This window comes from Paenibacillus polysaccharolyticus, from assembly GCF_023714295.1.
GTDB classification, from domain to species: domain Bacteria; phylum Bacillota; class Bacilli; order Paenibacillales; family Paenibacillaceae; genus Paenibacillus; species Paenibacillus polysaccharolyticus_A.
The window spans coordinates 299,465-322,135 of sequence record NZ_JAMAUN010000001.1 but is presented as its reverse complement, the minus strand read 5'-3'; the positions used below and the strand labels follow the sequence as shown (position 1 = coordinate 322,135).

The 22,671-nt window shown below is 47.1% G+C and carries 20 protein-coding genes; 3 read left to right on the top strand and 17 right to left on the bottom strand.

From position 1 onward, the window contains the following. Window positions 1-128: 128 nt before the first annotated feature. From M3629_RS01630 to M3629_RS01590, 9 genes are all read right to left on the bottom strand, one after another. On the bottom strand, window positions 129-1,115 hold the full coding sequence (locus M3629_RS01630; RefSeq protein WP_251502640.1) for an RluA family pseudouridine synthase: 987 nt from the start codon (window positions 1,113-1,115) through the stop codon (window positions 129-131). Then, on the bottom strand, window positions 1,112-1,687 hold the full coding sequence (locus tag M3629_RS01625; RefSeq protein WP_251504405.1) for a cob(I)yrinic acid a,c-diamide adenosyltransferase: 576 nt from the start codon (window positions 1,685-1,687) through the stop codon (window positions 1,112-1,114). The genes M3629_RS01630 and M3629_RS01625 overlap by 4 nt, the downstream gene beginning before the upstream one ends. Before the next feature lie 72 nt (window positions 1,688-1,759). After that, window positions 1,760-2,302, bottom strand: a complete 543-nt coding sequence (locus M3629_RS01620; RefSeq protein ID WP_186812213.1) for a bifunctional adenosylcobinamide kinase/adenosylcobinamide-phosphate guanylyltransferase — start codon at window positions 2,300-2,302, stop codon at window positions 1,760-1,762. 36 nt (window positions 2,303-2,338) lie between these two features. Beyond that, complete coding sequence (locus M3629_RS01615) at window positions 2,339-2,890, bottom strand: hypothetical protein (RefSeq protein ID WP_251502639.1); 552 nt, start codon at window positions 2,888-2,890, stop codon at window positions 2,339-2,341. Window positions 2,891-3,073: 183 nt separating this feature from the next. After that, entirely contained in the window at window positions 3,074-3,262 is a 189-nt protein-coding gene (locus tag M3629_RS01610) for an aspartyl-phosphate phosphatase Spo0E family protein (RefSeq protein WP_308722269.1), read from the bottom strand. A 220-nt stretch (window positions 3,263-3,482) separates the two neighbouring features. Next, on the bottom strand, window positions 3,483-4,691 hold the full coding sequence (locus tag M3629_RS01605) for an aminotransferase class I/II-fold pyridoxal phosphate-dependent enzyme (RefSeq protein ID WP_285888002.1): 1,209 nt from the start codon (window positions 4,689-4,691) through the stop codon (window positions 3,483-3,485). A 13-nt stretch (window positions 4,692-4,704) separates the two neighbouring features. Then, window positions 4,705-5,205 carry an Lrp/AsnC family transcriptional regulator gene (locus tag M3629_RS01600; RefSeq protein WP_251502638.1) on the bottom strand — a complete coding sequence of 167 codons (501 nt, stop codon included), beginning with the start codon at window positions 5,203-5,205 and terminating at the stop codon, window positions 4,705-4,707. A 156-nt stretch (window positions 5,206-5,361) separates the two neighbouring features. After that, the gene (locus tag M3629_RS01595) at window positions 5,362-5,745 is read right to left on the bottom strand and encodes a spore coat protein (protein WP_251502637.1); all 384 of its coding nucleotides are present in this window, start codon (window positions 5,743-5,745) and stop codon (window positions 5,362-5,364) included. Window positions 5,746-5,798: 53 nt separating this feature from the next. Next, the gene (locus tag M3629_RS01590) at window positions 5,799-6,032 is read right to left on the bottom strand and encodes a hypothetical protein (protein WP_251502636.1); all 234 of its coding nucleotides are present in this window, start codon (window positions 6,030-6,032) and stop codon (window positions 5,799-5,801) included. Between the two features lie 95 nt (window positions 6,033-6,127). Between M3629_RS01590 and M3629_RS01585 the strand changes: the two genes are divergently transcribed. Then, window positions 6,128-7,348, top strand: a complete 1,221-nt coding sequence (locus tag M3629_RS01585) for an NAD(P)/FAD-dependent oxidoreductase (RefSeq protein ID WP_251502635.1) — start codon at window positions 6,128-6,130, stop codon at window positions 7,346-7,348. 116 nt (window positions 7,349-7,464) lie between these two features. Here M3629_RS01585 and M3629_RS01580 read toward each other — a convergent pair whose 3' ends face one another. The 4 genes from M3629_RS01580 to M3629_RS01565 all read right to left on the bottom strand — a co-directional run bounded on the left by M3629_RS01580 (window position 7,465) and on the right by M3629_RS01565 (window position 12,348). Beyond that, entirely contained in the window at window positions 7,465-8,673 is a 1,209-nt protein-coding gene (locus M3629_RS01580; protein WP_251502634.1) for an MFS transporter, read from the bottom strand. Window positions 8,674-8,807: 134 nt separating this feature from the next. Further along, window positions 8,808-9,374: a hypothetical protein gene (locus M3629_RS01575; RefSeq protein WP_090922301.1), complete on the bottom strand. Its 567-nt coding sequence runs from the start codon at window positions 9,372-9,374 to the stop codon at window positions 8,808-8,810. Window positions 9,375-9,494: 120 nt separating this feature from the next. Further along, on the bottom strand, window positions 9,495-9,920 hold the full coding sequence (locus tag M3629_RS01570; protein ID WP_251504400.1) for a DUF350 domain-containing protein: 426 nt from the start codon (window positions 9,918-9,920) through the stop codon (window positions 9,495-9,497). Between the two features lie 61 nt (window positions 9,921-9,981). Beyond that, complete coding sequence (locus tag M3629_RS01565) at window positions 9,982-12,348, bottom strand: endonuclease MutS2 (RefSeq protein WP_251502633.1); 2,367 nt, start codon at window positions 12,346-12,348, stop codon at window positions 9,982-9,984. 193 nt (window positions 12,349-12,541) lie between these two features. On the opposite strand from M3629_RS01565, the gene M3629_RS01560 reads away from it, so the two are divergent. Together M3629_RS01560 and M3629_RS01555 are read left to right on the top strand one after the other, a co-directional pair. After that, window positions 12,542-12,901: a phage holin family protein gene (locus M3629_RS01560; protein ID WP_090922244.1), complete on the top strand. Its 360-nt coding sequence runs from the start codon at window positions 12,542-12,544 to the stop codon at window positions 12,899-12,901. Between the two features lie 219 nt (window positions 12,902-13,120). Beyond that, window positions 13,121-13,495 carry a cytochrome C oxidase subunit II gene (locus M3629_RS01555; protein ID WP_353056714.1) on the top strand — a complete coding sequence of 125 codons (375 nt, stop codon included), beginning with the start codon at window positions 13,121-13,123 and terminating at the stop codon, window positions 13,493-13,495. A 104-nt stretch (window positions 13,496-13,599) separates the two neighbouring features. Here the strand turns inward: M3629_RS01555 and zapA are convergent, their stop codons facing one another. The 4 genes from zapA to abc-f form a co-directional block, all read right to left on the bottom strand. Further along, entirely contained in the window at window positions 13,600-16,404 is a 2,805-nt protein-coding gene (gene zapA / locus M3629_RS01550; RefSeq protein WP_251502632.1) for a cell division protein ZapA, read from the bottom strand. A 138-nt stretch (window positions 16,405-16,542) separates the two neighbouring features. Then, window positions 16,543-18,996: a phenylalanine--tRNA ligase subunit beta gene (gene pheT, locus M3629_RS01545; protein ID WP_251502631.1), complete on the bottom strand. Its 2,454-nt coding sequence runs from the start codon at window positions 18,994-18,996 to the stop codon at window positions 16,543-16,545. A 58-nt stretch (window positions 18,997-19,054) separates the two neighbouring features. Further along, window positions 19,055-20,089 (bottom strand): phenylalanine--tRNA ligase subunit alpha, encoded by a 1,035-nt coding sequence (gene pheS, locus M3629_RS01540; protein ID WP_251502630.1) that lies wholly within the window; start codon window positions 20,087-20,089, stop codon window positions 19,055-19,057. Between the two features lie 418 nt (window positions 20,090-20,507). Next, window positions 20,508-22,409 carry a ribosomal protection-like ABC-F family protein gene (abc-f, locus tag M3629_RS01535; protein ID WP_251502629.1) on the bottom strand — a complete coding sequence of 634 codons (1,902 nt, stop codon included), beginning with the start codon at window positions 22,407-22,409 and terminating at the stop codon, window positions 20,508-20,510. Between the last annotated feature and the right edge of the window lie 262 nt (window positions 22,410-22,671).

Sequence of the window (22,671 nt, the reverse complement as noted above, 5' to 3'; positions counted from 1 at the left end):
ACCCCTTTAACCTTCGGCGTGTGGTTTGGCTGCTGCTTTGCCGCCAAACCGTGGGGCATCTAGCTTACGCTCACTCATTCGCTCCCCTGGATCTATAGTTACTCATCCACTTGGGTGTTTAGCTTGGCTTATTGCACCGTTTCTCTCGGGGCCGCCTCGGTATCCAAACGTTTCTCCAATGCGGCCATATCTGGCGGCAGTGGAGCCTGGAATGTCATACGTTCCCGGAGGATCGGATGTTCGAATATCAGTTCACACGCATGCAGCGCTTGGCGTTCAATCCACGTATCCCGTTCCTCACGAACAGCCATTGTCTGCTCATCCACGTTATGCACTGGCAACGTCTTATACATCTGATCACCGATCAACGGGCAACCGATAGACGTCATATGTACCCGGATCTGATGGGTTCGTCCACTCTCCAGCTTCAAACTTACAGCACTGGCACTTCCATCATCCCAGCGAGACAACGTTGTGTAGAGCGTTCTGGCCACATATCCGTCTGGTGTAACGATACGGCGATGCGGTTCCTCGGGATCGCGATCAATTGGCCCGTCAACTGCCCCCTGTTCGGGAACAGGGCTGCCATGCACCAGTGCGATATATTTTTTATCCACAGTGCCGGCGATCATCTGCTCTGATACATGCTGGTGTACATACGGGTTTTTGGCGATTGCCAGCACACCGGATGTTTCTTGGTCCAATCGATGGATAGGACGGAAGCGGAATCTCTCTCCTTTTTGTTGCCAATAATGCACCACACCGTTAGCCAAAGTACCTGTGTAGTGTCCATGGGTTGGATGCACGATAATTCCGGCATCTTTATTCACGATCAGCAGGTGTTCGTCTTCATACAACACAGTGAATGGAATATCCTCTGGCAAAATATCGTCAGATTCCTCCTGCTCCATCCGAATCTCCACCAGATCACCTGCACTTACTTTGACACTGATGTATACCCGTTCGCCATTCAACATAACCCCTTGCTCGGTGAGTTTGATTTTGGATAAAAGCTTACGTGAAACCTGCAGCCTCTTTTGAAGCACGGTCTTTAGCAGCCAGCCGTCCTCTACTTCGGTCACCGTGTAGGCAATCGGTGCATAATATTGGCTCATTCTTTGCGGCGGAATACTTTTTTGCTCCGCACATATTCAATATCCGCAACTTGTTGTCTTGCATTGGCTGTCCGTGCAACAACAAAGAAGTAATCCGAAAGACGGTTCAGATACCGGCGCACTGACGGATTAATATCCGTATGCTGTCCCAGCGTAACGGTACGGCGCTCTGCCCGGCGGCACACTGTGCGGCACACATGTAGAGCAGATGAGAGTTGACTTCCGCCAGGGATAATAAAACGTTCCACTTTAGGATTTTCAGCATCATATTGATCGATCCACTGCTCCAAACGTGTTACCATCTCATCCCTTACTTTGTACTTTGTCTCACTTATTCGCACAAAAGCCAAATCTGATCCACAGTCAAAGAGTTCCTGTTGCACTTCAAGCAAATGTTCGCGCAAATCCTCAAATTCTCCGTTAGCAGAGTCAATCAAACTGATTGCTTGACCCACAATGCAATTTAATTCATCGATCGTGCCATAAGCCTCTACCCGATCATCATCTTTGATAACTCGGCCTCCAATGACTGAAGTCTGGCCTTCATCACCGGTTCGTGTATATATCCCCATCATAATCCCTCCAATTGTGCATCAATCATTTATCAAACGCTGAAATATCTTACCCGATTACCGAAAGCTCGTCTATCCTTCATCTTCATAACGCAAATGCAGAGCTTTCAGATCAATCGCAAGTCCAGACACCAGCATAAACATCTGTTTTGCATTAGACTGCAGAATCCGGTTCACCGAAGCCATTCTCGCTGCAAAAATACGTTCCTCTTCTGACGGATGTAAGCTACCTTGCATCTCATTTGTAATGATAAGTATTTTCCCCTGATAGGATAGTAGTGCATCTAGTAACCGTTGTGTTTCCACACGTTGCAGATCCAGATCGGTTGCTTCCCTGAAACTCGCTGCCATCCAGGACGTCAGGCTATCCACAATCAACATGCGTTGATCCGCCAGAAAAAGATTGGATTCCCGATTAATCTGGTTCACCACTTCAGCAAGCTTCGGGCCGTTCCCCACCTGAATGGCACGATAATGAGCGGATGGCAATTCGGGAATTACGGAATCATGATCACCAGTGGACAAATATACACCTTCCCGGCTCATTTGAGCCGCATATTTCAGCGCAAAGCGCGTTTTTCCGCTGCCCATACCGCCTGTGACCGTAATCAGCAATCCGTTCCCTCCTCCCATACCTGTTCTAGATAGATGTTATTCTGTCAGCGCCTTGAGCACTTTTTTCGACTCTTCAATGTTAGCCGCTGACAATGGAATGGTAGCGAACAGATTGCTTGGGGCATAGTTTACATCCTTGAACATCTGCATATTCTCCAGCGGAATACCGTACAAGTGGGTCTCTTTTTTCATATCAGATCCATCGTCGCCCTTCCCTTTTTCTACCAATACAGATCCCTCAAATACACCACGTTCATATTTTTTGGGATCAAATGTATCATCTAGCGGGACATTCGAGCCGTTCTGACCATACTGTTTCATATCATTTTCAGGCAAAATAAAGATATCATGGCTGCCAGCGGCATATTCAACCAATATTTTTTGAACATCATACATCGCACTTGTAATGATTTCTACTTTTGGTTCTTCACCAAGCTTTTGCTGCAGATTTGTTTGTAACTGTTCCGAAATACCCGATGGATTACCCTGGTTATCAATAATAAACACCGTAAAACCATCTTTACCGCCACATCCGGCTAATATAAAGATTAATGAAATTATTGCGCCCAGTCCCCAAAATCTCCTCATTCCAGTTCCCCCTTTAGTCTCCTAACTCCAATATATCACAATTGTTCCACGCAAAAAAATAACCCGTATTCGACATTACATTAAAGTACATAACAAAAAGGAGACCCTTTCGGACCTCCTCTCTGCCGTGTTACAAATGATATCATTCTACATGTTCCTAGCATATATCCATCAACCCGATATTTACTTCGGTTTGACCGGATTAGCCTTCATGTATTCGTTAATTTTCAAGTCCAGCAAACTGCTGATTTCAATCACAATGTCGGATGTAAATGATTTCTCTTCCAGAAAAATCTGTTCCATCTTGCTGCGAAGCATGCGGATCTCATCTTCCAAGGAAATGTTATGCAAGGATGCGTCATCAGGGTTCACCGACCATCGGTCGCCATGATCGCTTTCTGCCAGAACGTGTCCACGATTTGTCGGTAAATCATATTCAACACAAAACAAAGCTAACCCCTCCTCAGAAAATAATTTTCCAAATATATGAAATCCTATTTCAAATTGAAATTATATCATAATATTTTGTAAAAGAAAGTATTTTTTTGGAAAAGTACCAAATGCCTTATTTATACTGTAGCTCTTCTTTGTATTAACCCTCTTTTTGAACTTTGTAAACAAAATTTCCGATACGTTCCAAAGCTTCGGTTAACTGGGATACTGAGGTCGCATAAGAGCAACGTAAAAATCCTTCTCCTTGCGGCCCAAACACGTTACCTGGCACCGCAGCCACCTTGTTCTCCGTTAACAATCGTTCAGCAAACAGATCGGAGCTGAGGCCTGTCTTCTGAATACTTGGAAAAGCATAAAACGCTCCCTGAGGTTCATGACAATCCAGTCCGATGTCACGGAACCCCTGTACGATCAGACGTCTGCGCTGGTTATAGGATTCGACCATTCGGTCTTTTTCACCCAGTCCATTTGTCAATGCTTCGAGAGCTGCTACCTGACCCATTGCCGGCGCACACATTACCGTGTACTGATGGATTTTGAGCATGGCTGCAATAAGTTCAGGATGTCCGCACATATATCCGATCCGCCAGCCTGTCATCGCAAACGCTTTGGAAAAACCACTCACCAAAATCGTGCGATCTTTCATATCAGGAATTGAAGCGAAGCTGACATGTTTTTGATTATACGTCAATTCAGCATAAATTTCGTCAGCAATGACGATCAGATCGTGTTTTTTGACGACTTCTGCGATCGGTAGCCAGTCTTCATAAGTCATAATTGCCCCTGTAGGATTGCTCGGGTAACATAAAATAACGACCTTGGATTTCGGAGTAATGCTAGCTTCCAGCGCTTCAGCCGTTACCTTGAACTGATCTTTTGCATATGTCTCTACACCGATAGGGATACCTCCACCGATAGATGCAATAGGAGAGTATGCTACGTAAGAAGGCTCCGGGATTAGAATCTCGTCACCGGGCACGATCAATGCACGCAAAGCAAGGTCAATCGCTTCACTTCCCCCAACAGTGACAATGATCTCATCTTTCGGATCATACTTCGTGTCAAACTGTGTATCCAAATAATCGCTAAGTGCTTCACGCAGCTTCGGCATACCTGCATTCGATGTATAGCTAGTCATGCCTCTTTCAAGAGAGTACACACAAGCTTCACGCATATGCCACGGTGTTACGAAATCCGGCTCGCCTACACCAAGCGTGATGATATCTTTATTGTCGCCCACCAGATCAAAAAACTTGCGGATGCCGGATGGCGGGATCTGCTTCACAAGCGGAGCCAAATATGAGGACATTGTTTTGTTATTCCCGGTTGTCTGTTCATTCACTATCATGACACATCTTCCTTTACGGCGAGATCATGAGACGGTTGTCTTCCTGATGGTCTTCAAAAATAATCCCGTCCTGCTTATATTTTTTAAGAATAAAGTTCGTCTTGGTTGACAGTACTGAATCAATCGGAGACAGCTTCTCCGATACAAAATTAGCCACTTCACGCAGATTGCCGCCCTCTACTTCGACAAGTAGATCATATGCTCCCGACATGAGGTAAACCGACTTCACTTGCGGGTATAGGTAGATCCGCTCAGCAATCCCTTCAAATCCACGCCCACGCTCGGGAGTAATCTGAACTTCAATCAGGGCCGTCACTTTCTCATCATCAATTTTGCTCCAGTTCACGACCGTTGCATATTTCACGATGACGTGTTCTTCTTCAAGCTGTGCTACAACAGTTTTGATTTTATCTTCCGACTCCCCCAGCAGCGTTGACAGCAGTGCGGGAGTCCTTCTCGCGTCTTCCTTCAACAGATCCAGAACTTTGAGTTGCAGATCGTTCAACTCTTTCATCGTTTTCCCTCCAGCGTCATCCAGGTTCCTAAAATGAATTAATACTTATATTACATGAATTCAACGTTGGTGCATAGACAAAAGACCGCCTGCCTTCAATTCAGGCAAGCGGTGGTATGGTCTTTAAGCATATGCTTCAAAACCCTTATCTACAGGTTACATGTAATAAGGGTTGCCGTAATTCGGTTGACGCGGAGATACATTTGGCACTTGACCATAAGAGCTCGTTTGTACAGTTTTTTCTTGCACGAATTGCTGACACTTCTGCTGTGCTTGGTGTGCCGATTGAATCTGCTTGTCTAAATCCTGACGCGGTGCTTTGGCAGAAGCGGAGTACATGTTGTTCTGCTGCATCAGGTTGAACAGTTCTCCTTGCAGACGAAGTGTATCATTCGTCAAATCATTGAACATCGTGCGAACCATCGGACAGGAAGATTCTGTTGTAGCCGTCGTGTATTCACGCGAAGTTCGTCTCAGGTCTGCAAGAATCGTTTTTAACAAATCCTGTTCTTGCATAAAAGTACTCGTTTGATTATACATGTGTTTTCCTCCTGTGTGCTAATTTATTGCTGTGGGTTGCTTGTTAATGTGAATTATTGGGATTGGGAAGGTGCAAGAGATTGATGCTGATGCAAGGTTTGAATCAAGGTGTTCATATGTTGCTCATGAGAACGAACATATTGATTCAATGCCTGTTGAATAGCTGGATGTGTGGATACGGAAGCTGTGGCTGCACATTGCTTGATCAACATCTCCTCGTTGGAGATGGAATCGGCAATGTAGTTCAATTCTTTCGGACTCAGGGCTTGCATTTGTGAATGTTGCATGTACATCGTACCTCCTAGATCTAAAGTTTATGCGAGTTTATTGTTACCTTGAATGACAAAACTATACCAACGTGAAGACAAAGGAGCTGGTTCTAATGGATCTCGTTTATGGTACACCTTACTGGCCTTCAACTTATAAATCGGATGTGGATTATCCCTCGTTAAACGGCGATATCTCTTGTGACTGCTTGATTATTGGTGGCGGAATGGGAGGTGCTCTGACTTCTAGATTGCTTGCAGAGCGTGGATTCGATACGGTTGTCATTGACAAGCGAAAAATAGCACATGGAAGCAGTTCAGCCAACACCGGCCTGCTACAATATACCAATGACAAAACGTTGACATCGTGCATCAACACATTTGGAGAAGCAAAAGGGGTACGCTTTTATCAGCTGTGCCGTGAAGCCATGCAGCAGCTTTCCGAAATTGCGGGGAGTCTGAAGACCGATCCGTGGTTTATTCCGCGAAACAGCTTTTGTTTTGCCAGCAGCGAAGAAGATGTTTCTTTGCTAGAGGAAGAATATCAGACCTTACAAAAGCATGGATTCGAAGCAGAGTTATGGAACTCTGACCAGATCAAAAGCCACTTTCCTTTTGTGAAACCCGCTGCCTTGTACACCAAAGGAGATGCAGAAGTAAACCCGTATCGCTTTGTTCAAGGCTTGTTTGAGTCGGCCATTCAACATGGGGCACGAATCTACGAACAAACAGAAATGATTCACTGTGAATATGATGATGAAGGGGTATCGTGTTATACTCCCCATGGCAAAATTCGTGCTAAGCAAGTCGTTTATGCGGCCGGTTATGAAACACAAGAGATCAAGAAAGACCGGGGAGCGTATTTAAAAGCAACGTATGCAATAACAACCAAACCTCTGTCTGATCTGAGCTCTTGGCACGAGCAAGCTATGATCTGGGAAACGGCTCGCCCTTATCTATATATGCGTACCACGCCAGACAACCGCATTATCGTGGGTGGGCTTGACGAAGAAACACCGGACCAGGATCAGCGCGAGCTCCGTTCCAAAAATCAAGGCGATGTTCTGTTAGAAGAACTCAAAGCGTATTTTCCGCTTAACGAGCTGGAGGTAGATTATGCTTGGGGTGCTGTGTTTGGTAATACACATGATGGCCTTCCCCTCATTGGTACGCATCCGGATTACCCGCACTCATACTTTGTCGAAGGGTACGGAGGGAACGGAACGGTATACAGCATGATTGCGGCCTCCCTGATCGCAGATGCCATTAGCGGCGTTCAGAATGAAGATATGAAGCTTTTCTCCCTGACAAGAACGAGCAAACCATCTCCAGCCTAAACGCAAAAACAAATTGGATGACATACAGTTTCGTCGTATGAAAAACAACAAAAGGGTACGGCTAAGGGATAACTTCCATTCCCTCGCTGCACCCTTTTTTTCTCATTTATAAACTTTCATGAATCACGAGCTGTCGTGTTGATCCAAAGTTTCCTCATAAACATCCAGCCAATGAGCGGAAAAGCCCCCAGGATGATAATGAGCCAGATTAACACTTTAGTTGATGGCGAGTTTAACACAGTAATCATAAATACGGTCAAGCCAAAAAGCCGCCCGCACATCAGACTGAGTTCCCTCAATACGACAAGTTCAACCCTTTTCTCCACATTTTCGCCGCTCGTGCCCATCATGTCGAAACCTGCGGAGATCATCGGTAAAATATATAGGGGCATCGCTATAGCGCTTCCGATTCCCATAAAAAGCAGTGTCCCATAGGTCACTTTCCAGAGAAGAGGCAACAACACCAGAAATAGCAATACGGAACCTATGAGCATCCCTCTAGATCGGTAATGAGGTTTAAACCATTTTCCTGCAGCCCAATAACTGGCGAGCGCCACAGCTGAAGTAATAAGAGAGAATTGTCCAAGCTTATACTCCTGTGTTGTCGCCACATAAACAAGCAGTGCAATCAAAAAGGCAAATACCCCTTCCCGAACGCCTTGGGCAAACAGCCCCATGGAGAGCGGCCGCCAGGGACTCTTTGGGGCGGACAACTGCCGGATGGGTTCTAACCAGCAGTATGTCCCGCTAACTTTTCGTTTTTTCAGAAAAAAACTGAAAATCACTGCAATAATATAAATAACAAGAGATACGGTGAATATAAGCCGATATCCTGTATTATCTGCCATACGTGAAATAATGAGGCCCGAAAACCACGGCCCAACAATGCCTGTCATGGAGCCTAGCAAACCAACCCAGCCATTAAACAAGTCCCTATTTTCCCGATCCGTCACTTCGAAATAGACGACATTAAAGGCAATCCAGAATAGCCCCAATGCACATCCCAGGAGCAAACCTAACGGCCAGATCCAATCCACAGCGCTCTTGCCAGTCCACAGAACAAGCATATAGAACATACCAGATAATGCTGTCCCAAGCCTCAATGCACTCATTTTATTATGTTCCTTGACCCACTTCCCCGCGAGCCAAAACGTGATGCCAATAGCCAGTTGCTGACTGATGGTAAACCAGCCGAGCATGGCGTAATCCGGACGGCTTTTCCATAGAAACACGTTCAAAAACGTACCGGACAAGGCTCCGGCTAACGCAAACAATCCATTCACGCCTAAAAGCAGAATGGATTGTCTTCCCAAAGTAATCTTCATCTGCCCCTCCTCCATGACCTGAATCCAACTTTTAACTTGAACAGGTGGCTCTTAAGGCTTAACGTACCCCAAGCCGGAGGAAAACATGATGAATCTTTGATGTTGTATAAAATTAGTTTTCAAACCAATGTGATCTATTCGTGTGCACTCAGGTTCTGAATCAAACGCAGACGGTCATCCTCAGACAAGCTGTATTGAACCTGGAAGCAACCAGAGCACACGTAAGTCAATACCGTAAATGGAGATGACAAGACAACACCTTTTCCAGAAGCAGCATTGGCCACTGGTGTGAATGTATCCTGACTCGCTGTCTGCGTACCAGCTAGAATCATGAATTCCCGACAATTCGGACACTCTGGTACTTCCTCTTGCTGATCCAGTTGCTTTTCTACACCTTGTTCATATTGAATCAGATCGTTGCCCTCATCTGCATATTTATTCAATGTCCGGAGTTCTGGCAACTTCAGTTCCACTTCATCACCCCAAAGCGAAGTTAGGTCCGAGATTTGCTCTTTATCGTTTGAAATGTCCTTCATGTCGAACTCTTCTTCGCTATCATCATTCTCTTCATCACCAATGTTAATGTTCAGTGTACGGTAACCCTTTAATTCATTATGACAATACGGACACTCTTCTTCCGGACCCAGTTCCTCATCCCATACAATCTCTGTTTGACACCAAGGACATACCGTTGTTTCCATCATGTATCAACCTTTCTCTTTCATATAATTACGTATTTAACACATAGATCACACCGATGGCAAAAAACACAATCGACGCCGCAAACAAAATCCGTATCAATATTTTCATCATCGATCCCCCTAGACAATGCTTGCACCAATAACAAAGGACAGTGAGACAGAAATGATCATGGATATTAATCCAACTGCACGGTTATCTGCTTCAATCTCCCGGTCAATTGAAAACACTGGCGTCAGGAACTCGAACAAAAAATACGCAATGAGCAGCAAAGCAAACCCGACAAATGACCATGTCATCGCTTCATATACTGAAGATTTTGCTTGAATACAAAAACGGAGCACGTTGCAAATTCCAAAAATTTTCCCGCCTGTAGCCATAGCAACGGCTATATTGCCTTTTTTGATCTCCGTCCAGCATTTATATTTGGTCACCAGTTCGAAGCATGCCAGAAAAACAAGCAACTCCATAATGGCAACCGAGAAGAAACCGAGGACCATCCCGAGCGGATGAGACAGTAGTCCGTCAATCGCTTCTTTCACTCCCATTCTCCTTCCGAACCTGCTATCCACTTGACTGAACAGCAGGTATTGTTTTTTCATCTTGAGGCTATTCCAGTTCAGCGACGGTTACACCGTTGCCTCCCTCTCCGTAATTGCCTAGACGATAACTTTTAATATGTTTATGCTTCCGCAGGTAATCCTGAATACCCGTACGCAAAATTCCTGTACCTTTACCATGGATAATATACACTTGACCCAAGTTGGCAAGGAATGCTTCATCGATGAAACGATCCGCTTCCATTAGCGCCTCTTCCAAGTTAGCCCCCCGTAGATCCAGCTCACTCTTCACGTTATCATCTCGAGTGCGCTTCATACCAGTGACGGGTTTTTGCTTTGGCTGTTTTGCTGCCGGAGCGGTTTGTTGCAACTCCAAATCATCCAGCGAAACCTTCATTTTCATTATGCCAAGCTGTACCATAGCATCCTTGTTGCCTGCCATCTCCACGACATGTCCCTTCTGATTGAGACTGTAAACCAGAACTTCATCACCTGGACCAATCGCACGTGCTTTCGGAGCGGCTGTCTTTTTCACCGTTTTTCTACGTTTTTCCGGCTCTGCTTCATCCAGTTGCTTACGAGCAGCGATCAATTTATGCTCCTTGACAGAAGCTCCCTCTTCCAGGGCCAGCTGACGAAGATCAGCAATAATTTTCTCCGCTTCTGCACGAGCCTTATCTACAATGCTACGTGCATCTTCCTCCGCTTTCTCAATCCGCCGATCACGCTGTTGTTCCAGCTTGTCGAGTTCGGCTTGATGGCGACTGCGAAGTTTCTCCATATCCTGGCGAAGCGTTTCCGCTTTTTGACGCTCTTGTTCAGCTGTAAGGCGGTTCTCTTCCAGGGAAGCGATCATGTGTTCAATCCGCTGATCTTCTTCTTTCACTTCACCGCGGGCATAATCCAGAATGTACGCTGGAAGTCCAAGTCTCTCTGCAATCGCAAAAGCGTTACTGCGTCCCGGTACACCAACGAGCAGACGGTATGTCGGACTCAGTGTATTGATATCAAATTCCATGCTGGCATTAATAACACCTTTACGCTCATACGCATAAGCTTTCAACTCACTATAGTGAGTCGTTGCCACCATCCGGCAACCTGTCTGGTGCATATGTTCTAACATGGAGATGGCAAGAGCAGAACCTTCTGCTGGATCTGTCCCTGCTCCAAGCTCGTCCAACAGGATGAGACTTTTCGGCGTCATATTTTTCAAAATACGAATGATGTTGGTCATGTGGCTAGAGAACGTACTCAGATTCTGCTCGATACTCTGCTCATCACCAATGTCGGCATAGATCGCATCAAAGACACATAGCTGACTGCCGTCTTCGGCTGGAACAAACAATCCCGACATGGCCATCAAACTTAATAGACCGATGGTTTTCAACGTTACTGTTTTACCACCCGTATTGGGTCCTGTCACGATAATAGAGGTATAGTCGTTACCAAGCTCCACATCAATCGGAACAACATGTTCAATCGGAATCAGCGGATGACGTCCTTTTTTCAGCTTCAAGAAACCCCGATCATTCATCCGAGGCAGGGTTGCTTTCAATTCACGGGCTAAACGTGCTTTGGCAAAAATAAAATCAAGCGATGCCAGCAAATCGACATCATATAACAGCCACTCCCCCTGCTCACTGACAAGGGCCGTCAATTTTTGCAAAATGATCTCAATTTCGCGCTCTTCCCGAATCCGGGTTTCGCGTAATTTATTGTTCATGGCCACGATGGATTCCGGCTCAATGAATAGAGTCGCTCCTGAACCTGACTGATCATGAACAATGCCACCGAAATATGAGCGGTATTCAGCTTTGACCGGAATCACAAATCGATCTCCACGAATCGTAATAAGCTGATCTTGAAGCATTTTGGATACCGTAGATGAACGAATCATTGAATCCAGCTTTTCCCGAATCCGTGCTTCACCCCCGCGTAGTTCACGGCGAATCTGAGACAGCGTTACACTCGCACTATCTGCAACCTCCGCATTATCATCAATACAGATACGGATCGCATCTTCAAGCTCCTTCTGCTCGGACAACTGGTCACTGATATAAAATAGCGACGCAATCGGTTCGTCCTCATGTAGCGTTGCAATCTGACGTTTCAACCGTCTAGCCGCATGTGTCGTCGTGGAAATGCTCAGCAGCTCATGCGGGTTGAGCGTGCCCCCGATCTCAGCTCGTTTTACAGAAGTAGTTATATCTACAATCCCGCCAAATGATGGGGAACCTTTGAGACGCTCAAAGGTGAAAGCTTCATCCGTTTGTTGAAGTAAACGTTTGACTTCTTCCAGATCACTATTTGGTTCAAGTTGCTCCGCTTTTTTCTTGCCCATTGACGTTTGAGCAAAGCCAATCAATGTATTTAGAATTTTGCGATATTCTAATGTGTGTAATATTTTCGTGTCCAAGTGTACAACTCCTTCCAAACTATACCTGTATTATAACGAAAGAAACGTTGTTGCGCTATTTAACGAATCCTTCCACACATAACTTGAGGTATGACGCCACAAACTACATGTGTCAGGATTGTGCTATTCATTTTACTCCCTTAGAGTTCCCATGTTTATGCCCAATCCAATCTGAACAAAGGAGGTAACCCCTATGAATTTTCTGGGCCATGTCGTACGATTTATTATCGCAGCTATCGTCTTAATGGTTGTAAGCTGGATCGTTCCCGGTTTCGCCGTTGGTGGTTTCTGGAGCGCACTGATGCTTGCATTGGTCATCGCCTTGCTGGGCTGGATCGTTGAAGGTATCTTTGGCAAAAGAGTGAATCCTTTTGGCCGTGGAATCGTCGGCTTTATCGTAAGTGCACTGGTCATTTGGCTGGGCCAATATGTGGTTGATCATGTTGAGGTCAGCCTGCTCGGTGCCATTCTCGCCGCATTGGTCATCGGGATTATCGATCTCTTCATCCCGGTATCTACACCGTTTGATGCCGGACGCAGCTCCAAAAGCTAAAGACAGCCTGACATGTTGGCTAACGCTTTAACAAGACACCTAAACCTCGGAAGGCCGTTGGCCTGAAGAGGTTTTTCTTTTTGCACATCAAGCGAACAGCAACTATCGATAAATTTCAATAAAACGACATACCCCGCATGTACAGGCATCGTCAGATTGCGGTATGATGACTTGAGAAATCATTCAAATTTTATCCATTCCAAACGTTAAAGGAGGTACATGATGAAGAAGGGTATAACATGGCTTGCCGCGTGTATGTTCATTCTTGTTCTTGCTGCATGCGGTAGTCCCAAAGATTCTTCAGCATCCGAGCCAGAGATTACAACCAGTGAACAACTAGTGATCAAGGCAAGCAACTACGAATTCGATCAACCCGAATATCGACTCAAAAAAGGCGTGCCTGTGAAGATTGTTTATGAAAACGTCAACGGAAATCACGGTCTGCTTGTACCTGAGCTCAATCTTCAGTTAGACACTCAAAAAAGTTCAAAAGTGATCACCCCAGACAAAGTTGGAGAGTTCGAAATGTCATGTTCCGTTTTTTGTGGTTCTGGACACAGCAGCATGATCTCCAAAATTATTGTAGAGGAATAACACTTCAAGACAAGAGCTCCCGCAGCGACGGGAGCTCTTGTCTTGTATTATAACAAATTATGCAAGAGTTCGCTGGTCAGCGCATCGACGAAAGTGTCTATCAGCTACGTCTGATCCTGCTCGATCAATTCAATCCATTCGTTATATTCCGTCTGTAACTTCGTATATTCATCGTGCAGCTGACGATATTCCGTATTGAGCTGCTCCGCCTTTTCCTGTTCCATCTCCCGTTCGACCTGTAACAAGCGAAGCTGGTTAGCTGCCAGCTCATAACGTTCACTTATTTCTCGCAGTTCATTCTCCATGATCTGCTTCTCCTCATCAGCCTCCACTTGATGCTGTTCCCGCTGTGAACGTTCCCTGAGCAACTGGTCTCGTTCTTGTACCAGTTCTTCCAGCTTCTCGGAACTCGCTGCACTCTCTCGTTGCCACGCTGTCAATTCACTCTCCAGCGCTGTCCAGCGATCCTGCCATGCCTGCTCCTGCTCCGCCCATTCGTCAGCTCGGAGCTTCCATACCTGTTCGTTCTGTTCTGCCGACTGAGTTGCCTGTTCCAACTGTGAGCGAAGCTCTTCTTCACGTCTCATCAGTTGCTCGATGCGAGATGACAGTTCCGCCTGGTTGGCCGACAGATCCTCATGTTTAATTTGCCATTCGAGAGCTTCCTCTTCCGTCTGCGCGAGTTGATTCGCTTGCTCTGTATAACGCTTGGCAAGCTGCTCAGCGGACTGTCTTGCTTCGTTCAGCGATTGCTCCAGCGCATTCTTCTCCGCTTCGAGTTCACTCATTAGAGAACCAGCATTTTCTTCTCGTTGGAGAGCATCACTATAATCGTGACGGATCTGCTTGTATTGTTCTTGCAAACGGCTTAATTCCTCTTGGGCACTATGAAGTTCATCGCGAGTATCAGCTAACTCCTCATGCTTATCATTTAGTTCACGGCGTGTGCCTTGTAATTCCTCATCCAATTGCTTGAGTTTTTCTTCCAGGACCTCGTTTTCTTTCTCATAACGAACAGCCTCTTCATTGTAGAGACGTGCTTCTTCCTTTACAACGGAAAGTTCATCATGTAAGGACTGTACACCAGCCTCCAGCGTTTCATTCTGATCGGCCGCTTCGAGAATCTGATTCTCCAGATCGCCAATATCGGCGAGTCGCTGTTCAGCAAGATCTTTCCAGGATTGTTCACTCTCCGTTAGTGTTGTGATCTCATTTTGCAATGTACGTACAGCCGCATGTGCCTGTTCAAGCACTTTGTGCAGTCTGCGCTGTTCTTCTTCTGACTTCGCTTCTGCTTCAAGCAAATGCTGCGCATCCTGTTCAAGCTGGACATGCTGTTCCTGGAGTTTACGCAGTTGAGCGGTTAGCGCTGTTTCACGATCCACAGCTTCATTATATTGATCTTGCCACTGTTGCTGAGACTCCTGCGATTGTTTCAACGACTGCTCCGTTTCACGAAGCTTGTTTTGCAGATCATTGCTGTCTCCTCTCAATTGCTCCAATTGCTGCTGGAGCTCCGCAATTCGACGTGTTTGAGTCTCCTGTTCCTGAATACGGACATCGTGCTCTTGTCGCAACGACTCCACCTGAGTACGTTCCGTTTGAAGCAACTGCTCTTGCTCTGACACCACTTCCTGCGCATGTTGAAGCTGACTCCGAACCTCGCCCAGTTGTTCATTGATCTCCGTTATACGGGCATTGGCCTGAGCGCGTTCTTCCTCCAGCTGACGAGCCAGTTTACGCTGCTCTTGCTGGAGCATCTCCTCAGCCGCAGCCGTTGCCTCAGCTGTACGGGTAGCCGCGGCTTCTTGTTCTTCTTTCAATTGCTCTTCGTAGAATGCTTCTTTCTCCATCCATTCCAGTTCAGATTGCTCGGAAAGTGCTTTAAACTCAGCCTGCAGTTGCTCCAGGACAGCCTGGTGCTTCTGCTCGGCTTCACCAAGCAAAGCTTCATGCTCCTGTTTCGCTTGAGCTTCGAACGCATCTGCCTGCTTCTGTGCATTCTGCTCGGCTTGCTCCAGACGCTGCTTCATTTGATTTTCAAGTTCGCTATATTGAAGGGCCGCCTCTTCTTGCACCTGTCTCAATTTGAGTTCAGCCTGCTCCAGTTCCGAGAGGATTGCTGCTTCTGCCTCTTCTTTGGCCGCTTGGACCTGTTCTGCTGCCTGAACCTGCAGTTTTTGGCGATCTGCTACTGCCTTGCTTTCGGCTTCCTTCAATTGTGCCGCAGTTCTGTCCTGCAACTCCTTGTACTCAGCCGAGGCTTTGGCCCGAACCTGCTGCAGCTCTGTTGCCGCACGGTTCTGTGCTTCTTTAAGTTGCGAAGCAGATTGAGCCTGAACTTGCTTGAGTTGGTTTGCTGCTTTTTCCTCAGTTTCCTTCAGACGTGAATTGCCTTTCGCTTCTGCCTCTTTGAGTTGAGCCGCGGCTTGCGCCTGCATCTTCTGGATCTGATCCTTCATTTGGCTACGCTCTTGTTCCAGCAGAGCATTCAGCTTGGATATTTCAGCCTGCTTGTCTGCTTTCAATTTTTGCAAAGCCTGTTCAGCTTCAATCTTCTGTTGCTTCATGTCAGCAAGTGACTGATCCCGTAACTGCAGTTCTTTTTGATGCTCACTTTGTACGGCGTTCAACCGATTCAATTCATTTCGAAGTTCTGTACGTTCTCCCGTGAGCATCTTAAGCTCATTACGGATCTCCTGCGTCTGCAGAGACTGCTCAGCCATATGTACGGCCGCAAGTACAGCAATACGCGGCGTGTCCAAACGGGAATGACTTTTGGAGATGGCGCTCATACGCTCATCTACCAGATTAGCTACTTGTTTCATATAGTCAGCACTGCTGCCGACCAGTTTATAGGAAGTCCCGTAGATCTCTACGGTGACGCGTGTACGATCAGGTGTAGTCACAGTTGTGCCCTCCTTCAAGTCTGTATGTTGATTCTAAGCTGTAATGACAAAAAAGTCACATCGATCCTCTAATGCTAAGGATTCGATGTGACTTCAAGCAATTCCTGCTAATCTTTGTTCAAAAAATTGACTTCTGTCCTATTTGCGCAGTTCTGCGTTGAATTGCTCTTCCAGACGTGTTACAACACGCGCATGAACTTCGGTAATCTCTTCGTCTGTAAGCGTGCGCTCACGGTTCCGGTATACCAGTGCCATCGCCACACTTTTCTTGTCTTCCCCAAGCTTGCTGCCTGTAAATACATCGAATACCTGCACCGTCTGCAACAGTTCACCAGCGGATTCGCGAATCGCACGAAGCATGTCACCGGCTTCAATATCTTTGCTTACCACAACAGCAACATCACGCTCTACTGCCGGGAAGCGCGGAAGCTCACGATAACGGATATCCGCATCCGCTTCCTGATAAATCGTTTCAAGAACAATTTCAGCAACATAAACATCGTTCAGATCATATTGTTGCTGTAATTCTGGATGCAATTGACCGAGAGTACCGATCATTGTACCTTCGCTACCGTCTTTGCCATCCAAGTAGATAGAGGCAGAACGCCCTGGATGAAATCCTTCCGGGCTGTTTGCCACGTAACGGATCCGCTGTCCCAGTCCCAAATAAGCAAACAAGTTCTCAAGTGCACCTTTGATATCAAAGAAATCCACTTTCTCTGCTCCAACATTCCATTGTTGCGCTACACCGTTACCCGTAAGCAACATGGAGAGTACCGGAATTTCATGCGGCTGCTTCGTCAGCTTCTCTTCCTCCGTGAAGAAAACACTGCCCACTTCAAACACAGCAAGCGAATCCTGCTTCCGGTTCATGTTGTATACAGCAGCATCCAGCATCTGCGGCAAAATGCTCGTACGCAACACGCTGCGGTCTTCACTCATCGGCATAGCCAGTTTAACCGCTTTGCTTCCTTGTGTCAGGGAAGGAAACAGCACTGCTTTGTCTGGATGAACAAACGAATAACTGATCATTTCCTGCCATCCGCTACCAGACATCAAGCCACGGATCGTACGACGGATAGCCTGGGGACGAGTATATGCTCCTGGTGTAGTCGGTCCTTCAATCCACGTTGTCGGAATGTTGTCGTACCCGTATAGACGAGCAACCTCTTCGAACAGATCCACATCCATCGTGATATCCCCTCTGCGAGTAGGCACTTCCACATCGAGAACACCCTGCTCCGCATCACCACATGCAAAGTGCAACCGGGCAAAGATTGTTTTCACCTCAAGCAAGGACAGATCCGTTCCCAGATAACGGTTAAGTCTGTTCAAAGACATTTGAATGACACGTTTCTCGGAAGCTTCAGCACCAGCTTGAACAATCCCTTGATGTACTTGGCCTGATGCATAACGCTGAATGAGTTCGGCCGCACGATCCAAAGCCGTAATTACCGCACCCGGGTCTACTTCTTTTTCAAAACGCAAGCTTGCTTCGGAACGCAGCCCTAATTGGCGCGACGTCTTCCGAACGGTTCCGCCATCAAACTTGGCGGACTCCAAGAGCAGATTCACGGTGCTTTCTGATACTTCGGAATTTTCACCACCCATAACCCCAGCGATGGCAACAGGTTTCACGCCATCGGTAATCAGCAGCATATGCGGTTCCAGCTTACGCTCCTGTCCATCCAACGTCACAATCGTTTCGCCTTCGTGTGCCATACGCACTTCAATACGGCCGTTCTCCAGCTTATCTGCATCAAACGCATGCAGCGGTTGCCCATATTCAAGCATGACATAATTCGTAATATCCACGATATTGTTAATCGGACGTACGCCTGCCGCCATGAGACGGTTCTGCATCCAGAGCGGGGAAGCCCCCAGCTTGATTCCAGTCACATAACGAGCCGCATAATGGCTACATTGCTCCTGGGCTTTGATCTCTACAGAAATATGATTAGCCGCTTCATCACCAGCTTCAACCAGTTGATCTTTCGGATTCGGCAACGTCACTTCGCGTCCCAGGATCGCACCCACTTCGTATGCCGCACCGCGCATACTCAAGGCGTCAGAACGGTTCGGCGTCAAGTCGAGCTCCAGCACATGGTCATCCAGACCCAGCACCTGGCTGATTGGCGTGCCGATCTCTGTGTTTTCCGGCAGCACAAGAATACCTTCCTGTTGCTCTTTAGGCAGCAATTTGTCGTTCATGCCAAGCTCCTTGGCCGAACAGATCATACCAAGCGATACAACGCCGCGCAGCTTCGCTTTTTTAATATCCAGCCCGCCTGGAAGCTTTGCGCCAACAAGGGCTACCGCTACTTTTTGACCCGCATCCACATTTTTCGCGCCACATACAATCTGTAGCTCTTCCTCTTGTCCTGCATCAATCACACAGACATTCAGTTTATCAGCGTCCGGATGTTTCTCCTTGCTCTTCACATAACCGACAACAACCTTGTTTACTCCTTGGTTGCGGTTCTCTACAACATCAATTTCGATCCCTGCACGGGTGATTTTTTCTGCCAGCTCCTGTGGGGTTACACCTTCAAGGGCAATATAATCAGACAGCCAATCTGTCGATACTCTCATGCACGTTCACTTCCTTAATCTATATATTAGTTTGACGCTCATTGACGTTCAAATATCATTACAGCCGTGCGAATTGTTTCAGGAAAGCCTGATCACTGTTATAGAAATGACGGATGTCATCAATGCCGTACTTCAGCATCGCGATACGCTCTACACCCATGCCAAAGGCAAAACCACTGTATTTCTCCGGGTCATATCCGCCCATCTCCAGCACTTTCGGGTGAACCATACCGCCGCCTAGAATCTCAAGCCAGCCTGTTTGCTTACAGACCCGACATCCGCTACCACCGCATTGTACACAAGTTACATCCACTTCCGCACTTGGCTCGGTGAACGGGAAGAAGCTTGGACGCAGACGAATTTCGGTATGAGCCCCGAACATTTCGCGCACAAATTGCAGCAACGTTCCTTTCAGGTCACTCATGCGAATGTTTTCACTGATCACAAGGCCCTCGACCTGATGGAACTGGAAGGAATGTGTCGCATCGTCATCATCACGGCGATATACTTTACCTGGGCAGATGACCTTGACGGGCACTTCACCTTTCATGCTCTGCATCGTACGAACCTGTACCGGAGAAGTATGCGTGCGCATCAGCAGATCCTCAGTAACATAAAAGGAATCCTGCATATCACGCGCCGGGTGGTTCTTAGGCAGGTTCAATGCTTCAAAGTTATAATAGTCCATCTCGACTTCTGGACCTTCTGCTACACGGTATCCCATACCGATGAAAATATCTTCGATCTCCTGCACCACTTTCGTCAGTGGATGCAGTCCACCTTGACGTCCAATGCGACCAGGCAAGGTTACGTCAATCTTTTCAGATTGAAGGCGCTTCGCGGTTTCTTCCTTCTGGAATTGTTCCTGTTTGCTGTTGATCACCTCTTCAATCGCTCCACGAACCTCGTTACCCACTTGCCCAATGACTGGACGCTCTTCCGCACTAAGTGCACCCATGCCGCGCAGAATCTCAGTCAGTGCCCCTTTTTTGCCCAAATACTTTACACGCAGATCAGCCAGCGTCTGCGGATCGTTTACGCCAGACAACTGCTCCAGCGCTTCGATCTTTAATGCCTCTAAACGTTCTTTCATGTGTAATTGCCTCCTTTATATGCTGTAATTGCAACAAAAAAAGGCCTTTTCTCCCAAAAGGGACGAAAAGACCGTGGTACCACCCTTGTTAGACTCCCGTTGTCACATTGCAACAAGCTCTGCAACACGTTCTGTCTCACTTTGTACGGAATAACGACCGTTAACCGTTTACCCCTACTGTCGCCTTTGTGTCTTCACACATCGTCAGGTTCAGGGAACCGCTCCGGAGTGAATTTCGGCAGCCTGGTTCTACAGAAACGCTCTCAATCTACGGCGCTTCCTCCCTGTCCAGAGGCACTGCTTACTTGTCTCCATCAATACGTTTGTTCGAATTAAACTAACCTTTATCGATACCAATGATCGATGATCGTTCATTATTATATGCAATATGCGGCGAAATAGCAAGCATGCCCCGTTGCTAATTTGTAGATGCACCTTGATTTTTCAGCTCCTTCAATCGTTGCTGAATGGCACGAATCTCGGCTGCTTCGGCTTCCATCTCTGCCGCAGGCTCAGTGACCACAAATCGTTCTCGTTCTGTTCCTGCATTGCTCACCGGAGATAGCAATTCAGATAACCTCATCTCCAGTCGTAGACGTTCATCATCTGAATCACGTGTTTGCAGTGCAGACTCCCGTAGTTGCACCGTCTGCTCCCAATCCGCCACGCCTCCTTCAAAAAGTGATGCTGTACCATCCGACTTCAAGTCACATAGACGATTCGCAAGCGTCCGGACTAACATCCGGTCGTGGGATACGATAACCAGTGCGCCGGAGGCTTCCTGTAGCACGTTTTCCATCACTTCCTGCGTATCAATGTCCAGATAATTCGTTGGCTCATCGAGTACCAGCAGATTGGCACCACCGAAATATAATCGCAGAAATGCAACGCGGCATTTCTCCCCCATGCTTAAATTCCCAATGCGTTTAAACACATCTTCTCGTGAAAAAAGAAAACATCCCAGGATGGTACGCGCAGCACTCTGTGTCATCGAAGGGAGAACAAGTAAGCTGTCGAGCAGCGTTGCATCCTCAGGCAAGCCCTCCAGCTCTTGCGAAAAGTAACCGATGCTAAGCTGGGGATGACGGCTTACTTTTCCCTGCAAAGGCTGAAGTTCTCCGATCATTAACTTCAACAGTGTGCTCTTACCTGTCCCGTTTGCTCCGCGCACGGCAAGTCGATCCCCACGCTCGACCGCAATCCGCAAATCGTGAAGAAACGTGTGCTTGGGATCGTACGAAAAGTTTACCTCCTCCAGCGCAAGAAGTTGTCGAGCCCCGATTGAACTCATCTGTAGCTCCATGTTCAGCTTTGCGGCTTCACGCGGTTTATCCACACGTTCATTGTCCAGCCGCTCCAGCTGCTTCTGTTTGGCGTGGTAACGCGAAATATTTTTGTTCGCTCTCGCCTTGTAGAAGCTTTGGGTAATCTTCACCTCTTGGCCGCCTGCCTCATTATGAGCCTTGTGAAACCATTGCTGATAATTGCGAATCGTTTCCTCCAGCGCTTTTCGTTCCAGTTGCTGTTTGCGGTAGAGCGTCTCCTGTTCCTTCAACTCCCGCTCTTTATGCCCCTTGTAATCGGTATAACCACCTCTATATTTTGTCAGTTTGTCTGCGCTAAATTCAATTACACTGGTCGCTACCCGGTCAATAAATGTCCGGTCATGGGATACAAACAGTACCGTACCCTCGTATGCAGATAACCAGGCTTCGAGCCAACGCATGCTCTCTTCGTCCAGATGGTTGGTTGGTTCATCCAAAATCAAAAACCTGGGCTTGCTGACTAGGAGTCCTGCGAGGCGAGCTTTCGTTTTCTGACCACCGCTAAGGGATCGATAAGGCCTGCTCCAGTGTTCCACGCTTAGCCCGAGACGTGTTAGTACCTTCTCTACCTCTGTTTCCCACATGTAGCCGTTCAGTTGCTCATATTCCTCCAAAAAACGGGCATATTCGTCCAGTAAAGCAACGTCTCCGGCAGCATCCGCGTCGCTCAATCGGCGCTCCAGCTCTTCAAGCTTTCGTTTGACCTCGTCGATCCTCCCACTCTCCCGCCTCACGGCTTCCAATACATTTATTCCACTCGGCACCTCTGAACGCTGACGCATGAAGCCCCACTCCGAGAGTGGAAGCTGGCGGTCAATCCGTCCACCCCCTTGCTCTTCACCAAGTATAATTCGTAAAAGTGTCGTTTTGCCGCATCCGTTACGGCCTAAAATAGCGAGTCGTTCGCCTTCGTTAATTTCAAGGTTCAATCCGGAAAACAATTCGTTACCGTTCCATTCTTTTGATACTTCATGTAAGCGCACCAATGTCGTCATGAGTCCTCATCCTTCCTGACCAAAAATCCAAAAAAAACCGCTGGCATCAGCCGGCGGTTTAGCAATTTCGAATGGATTAACGCGTTCAAAATACAGATATGAGGCTACCATAGCATGAACAAAGAAACCCTGACGAGGGCCTACGCAAGCCGAAAGACTTGCTTATTCCATACTATTCCCTATAGCTGAATTTGGACACACGAATCCCCTCATTGCTCAGCCGCTCGGCTGACTGCGTCATACAACAATCTGCAGTTAACTG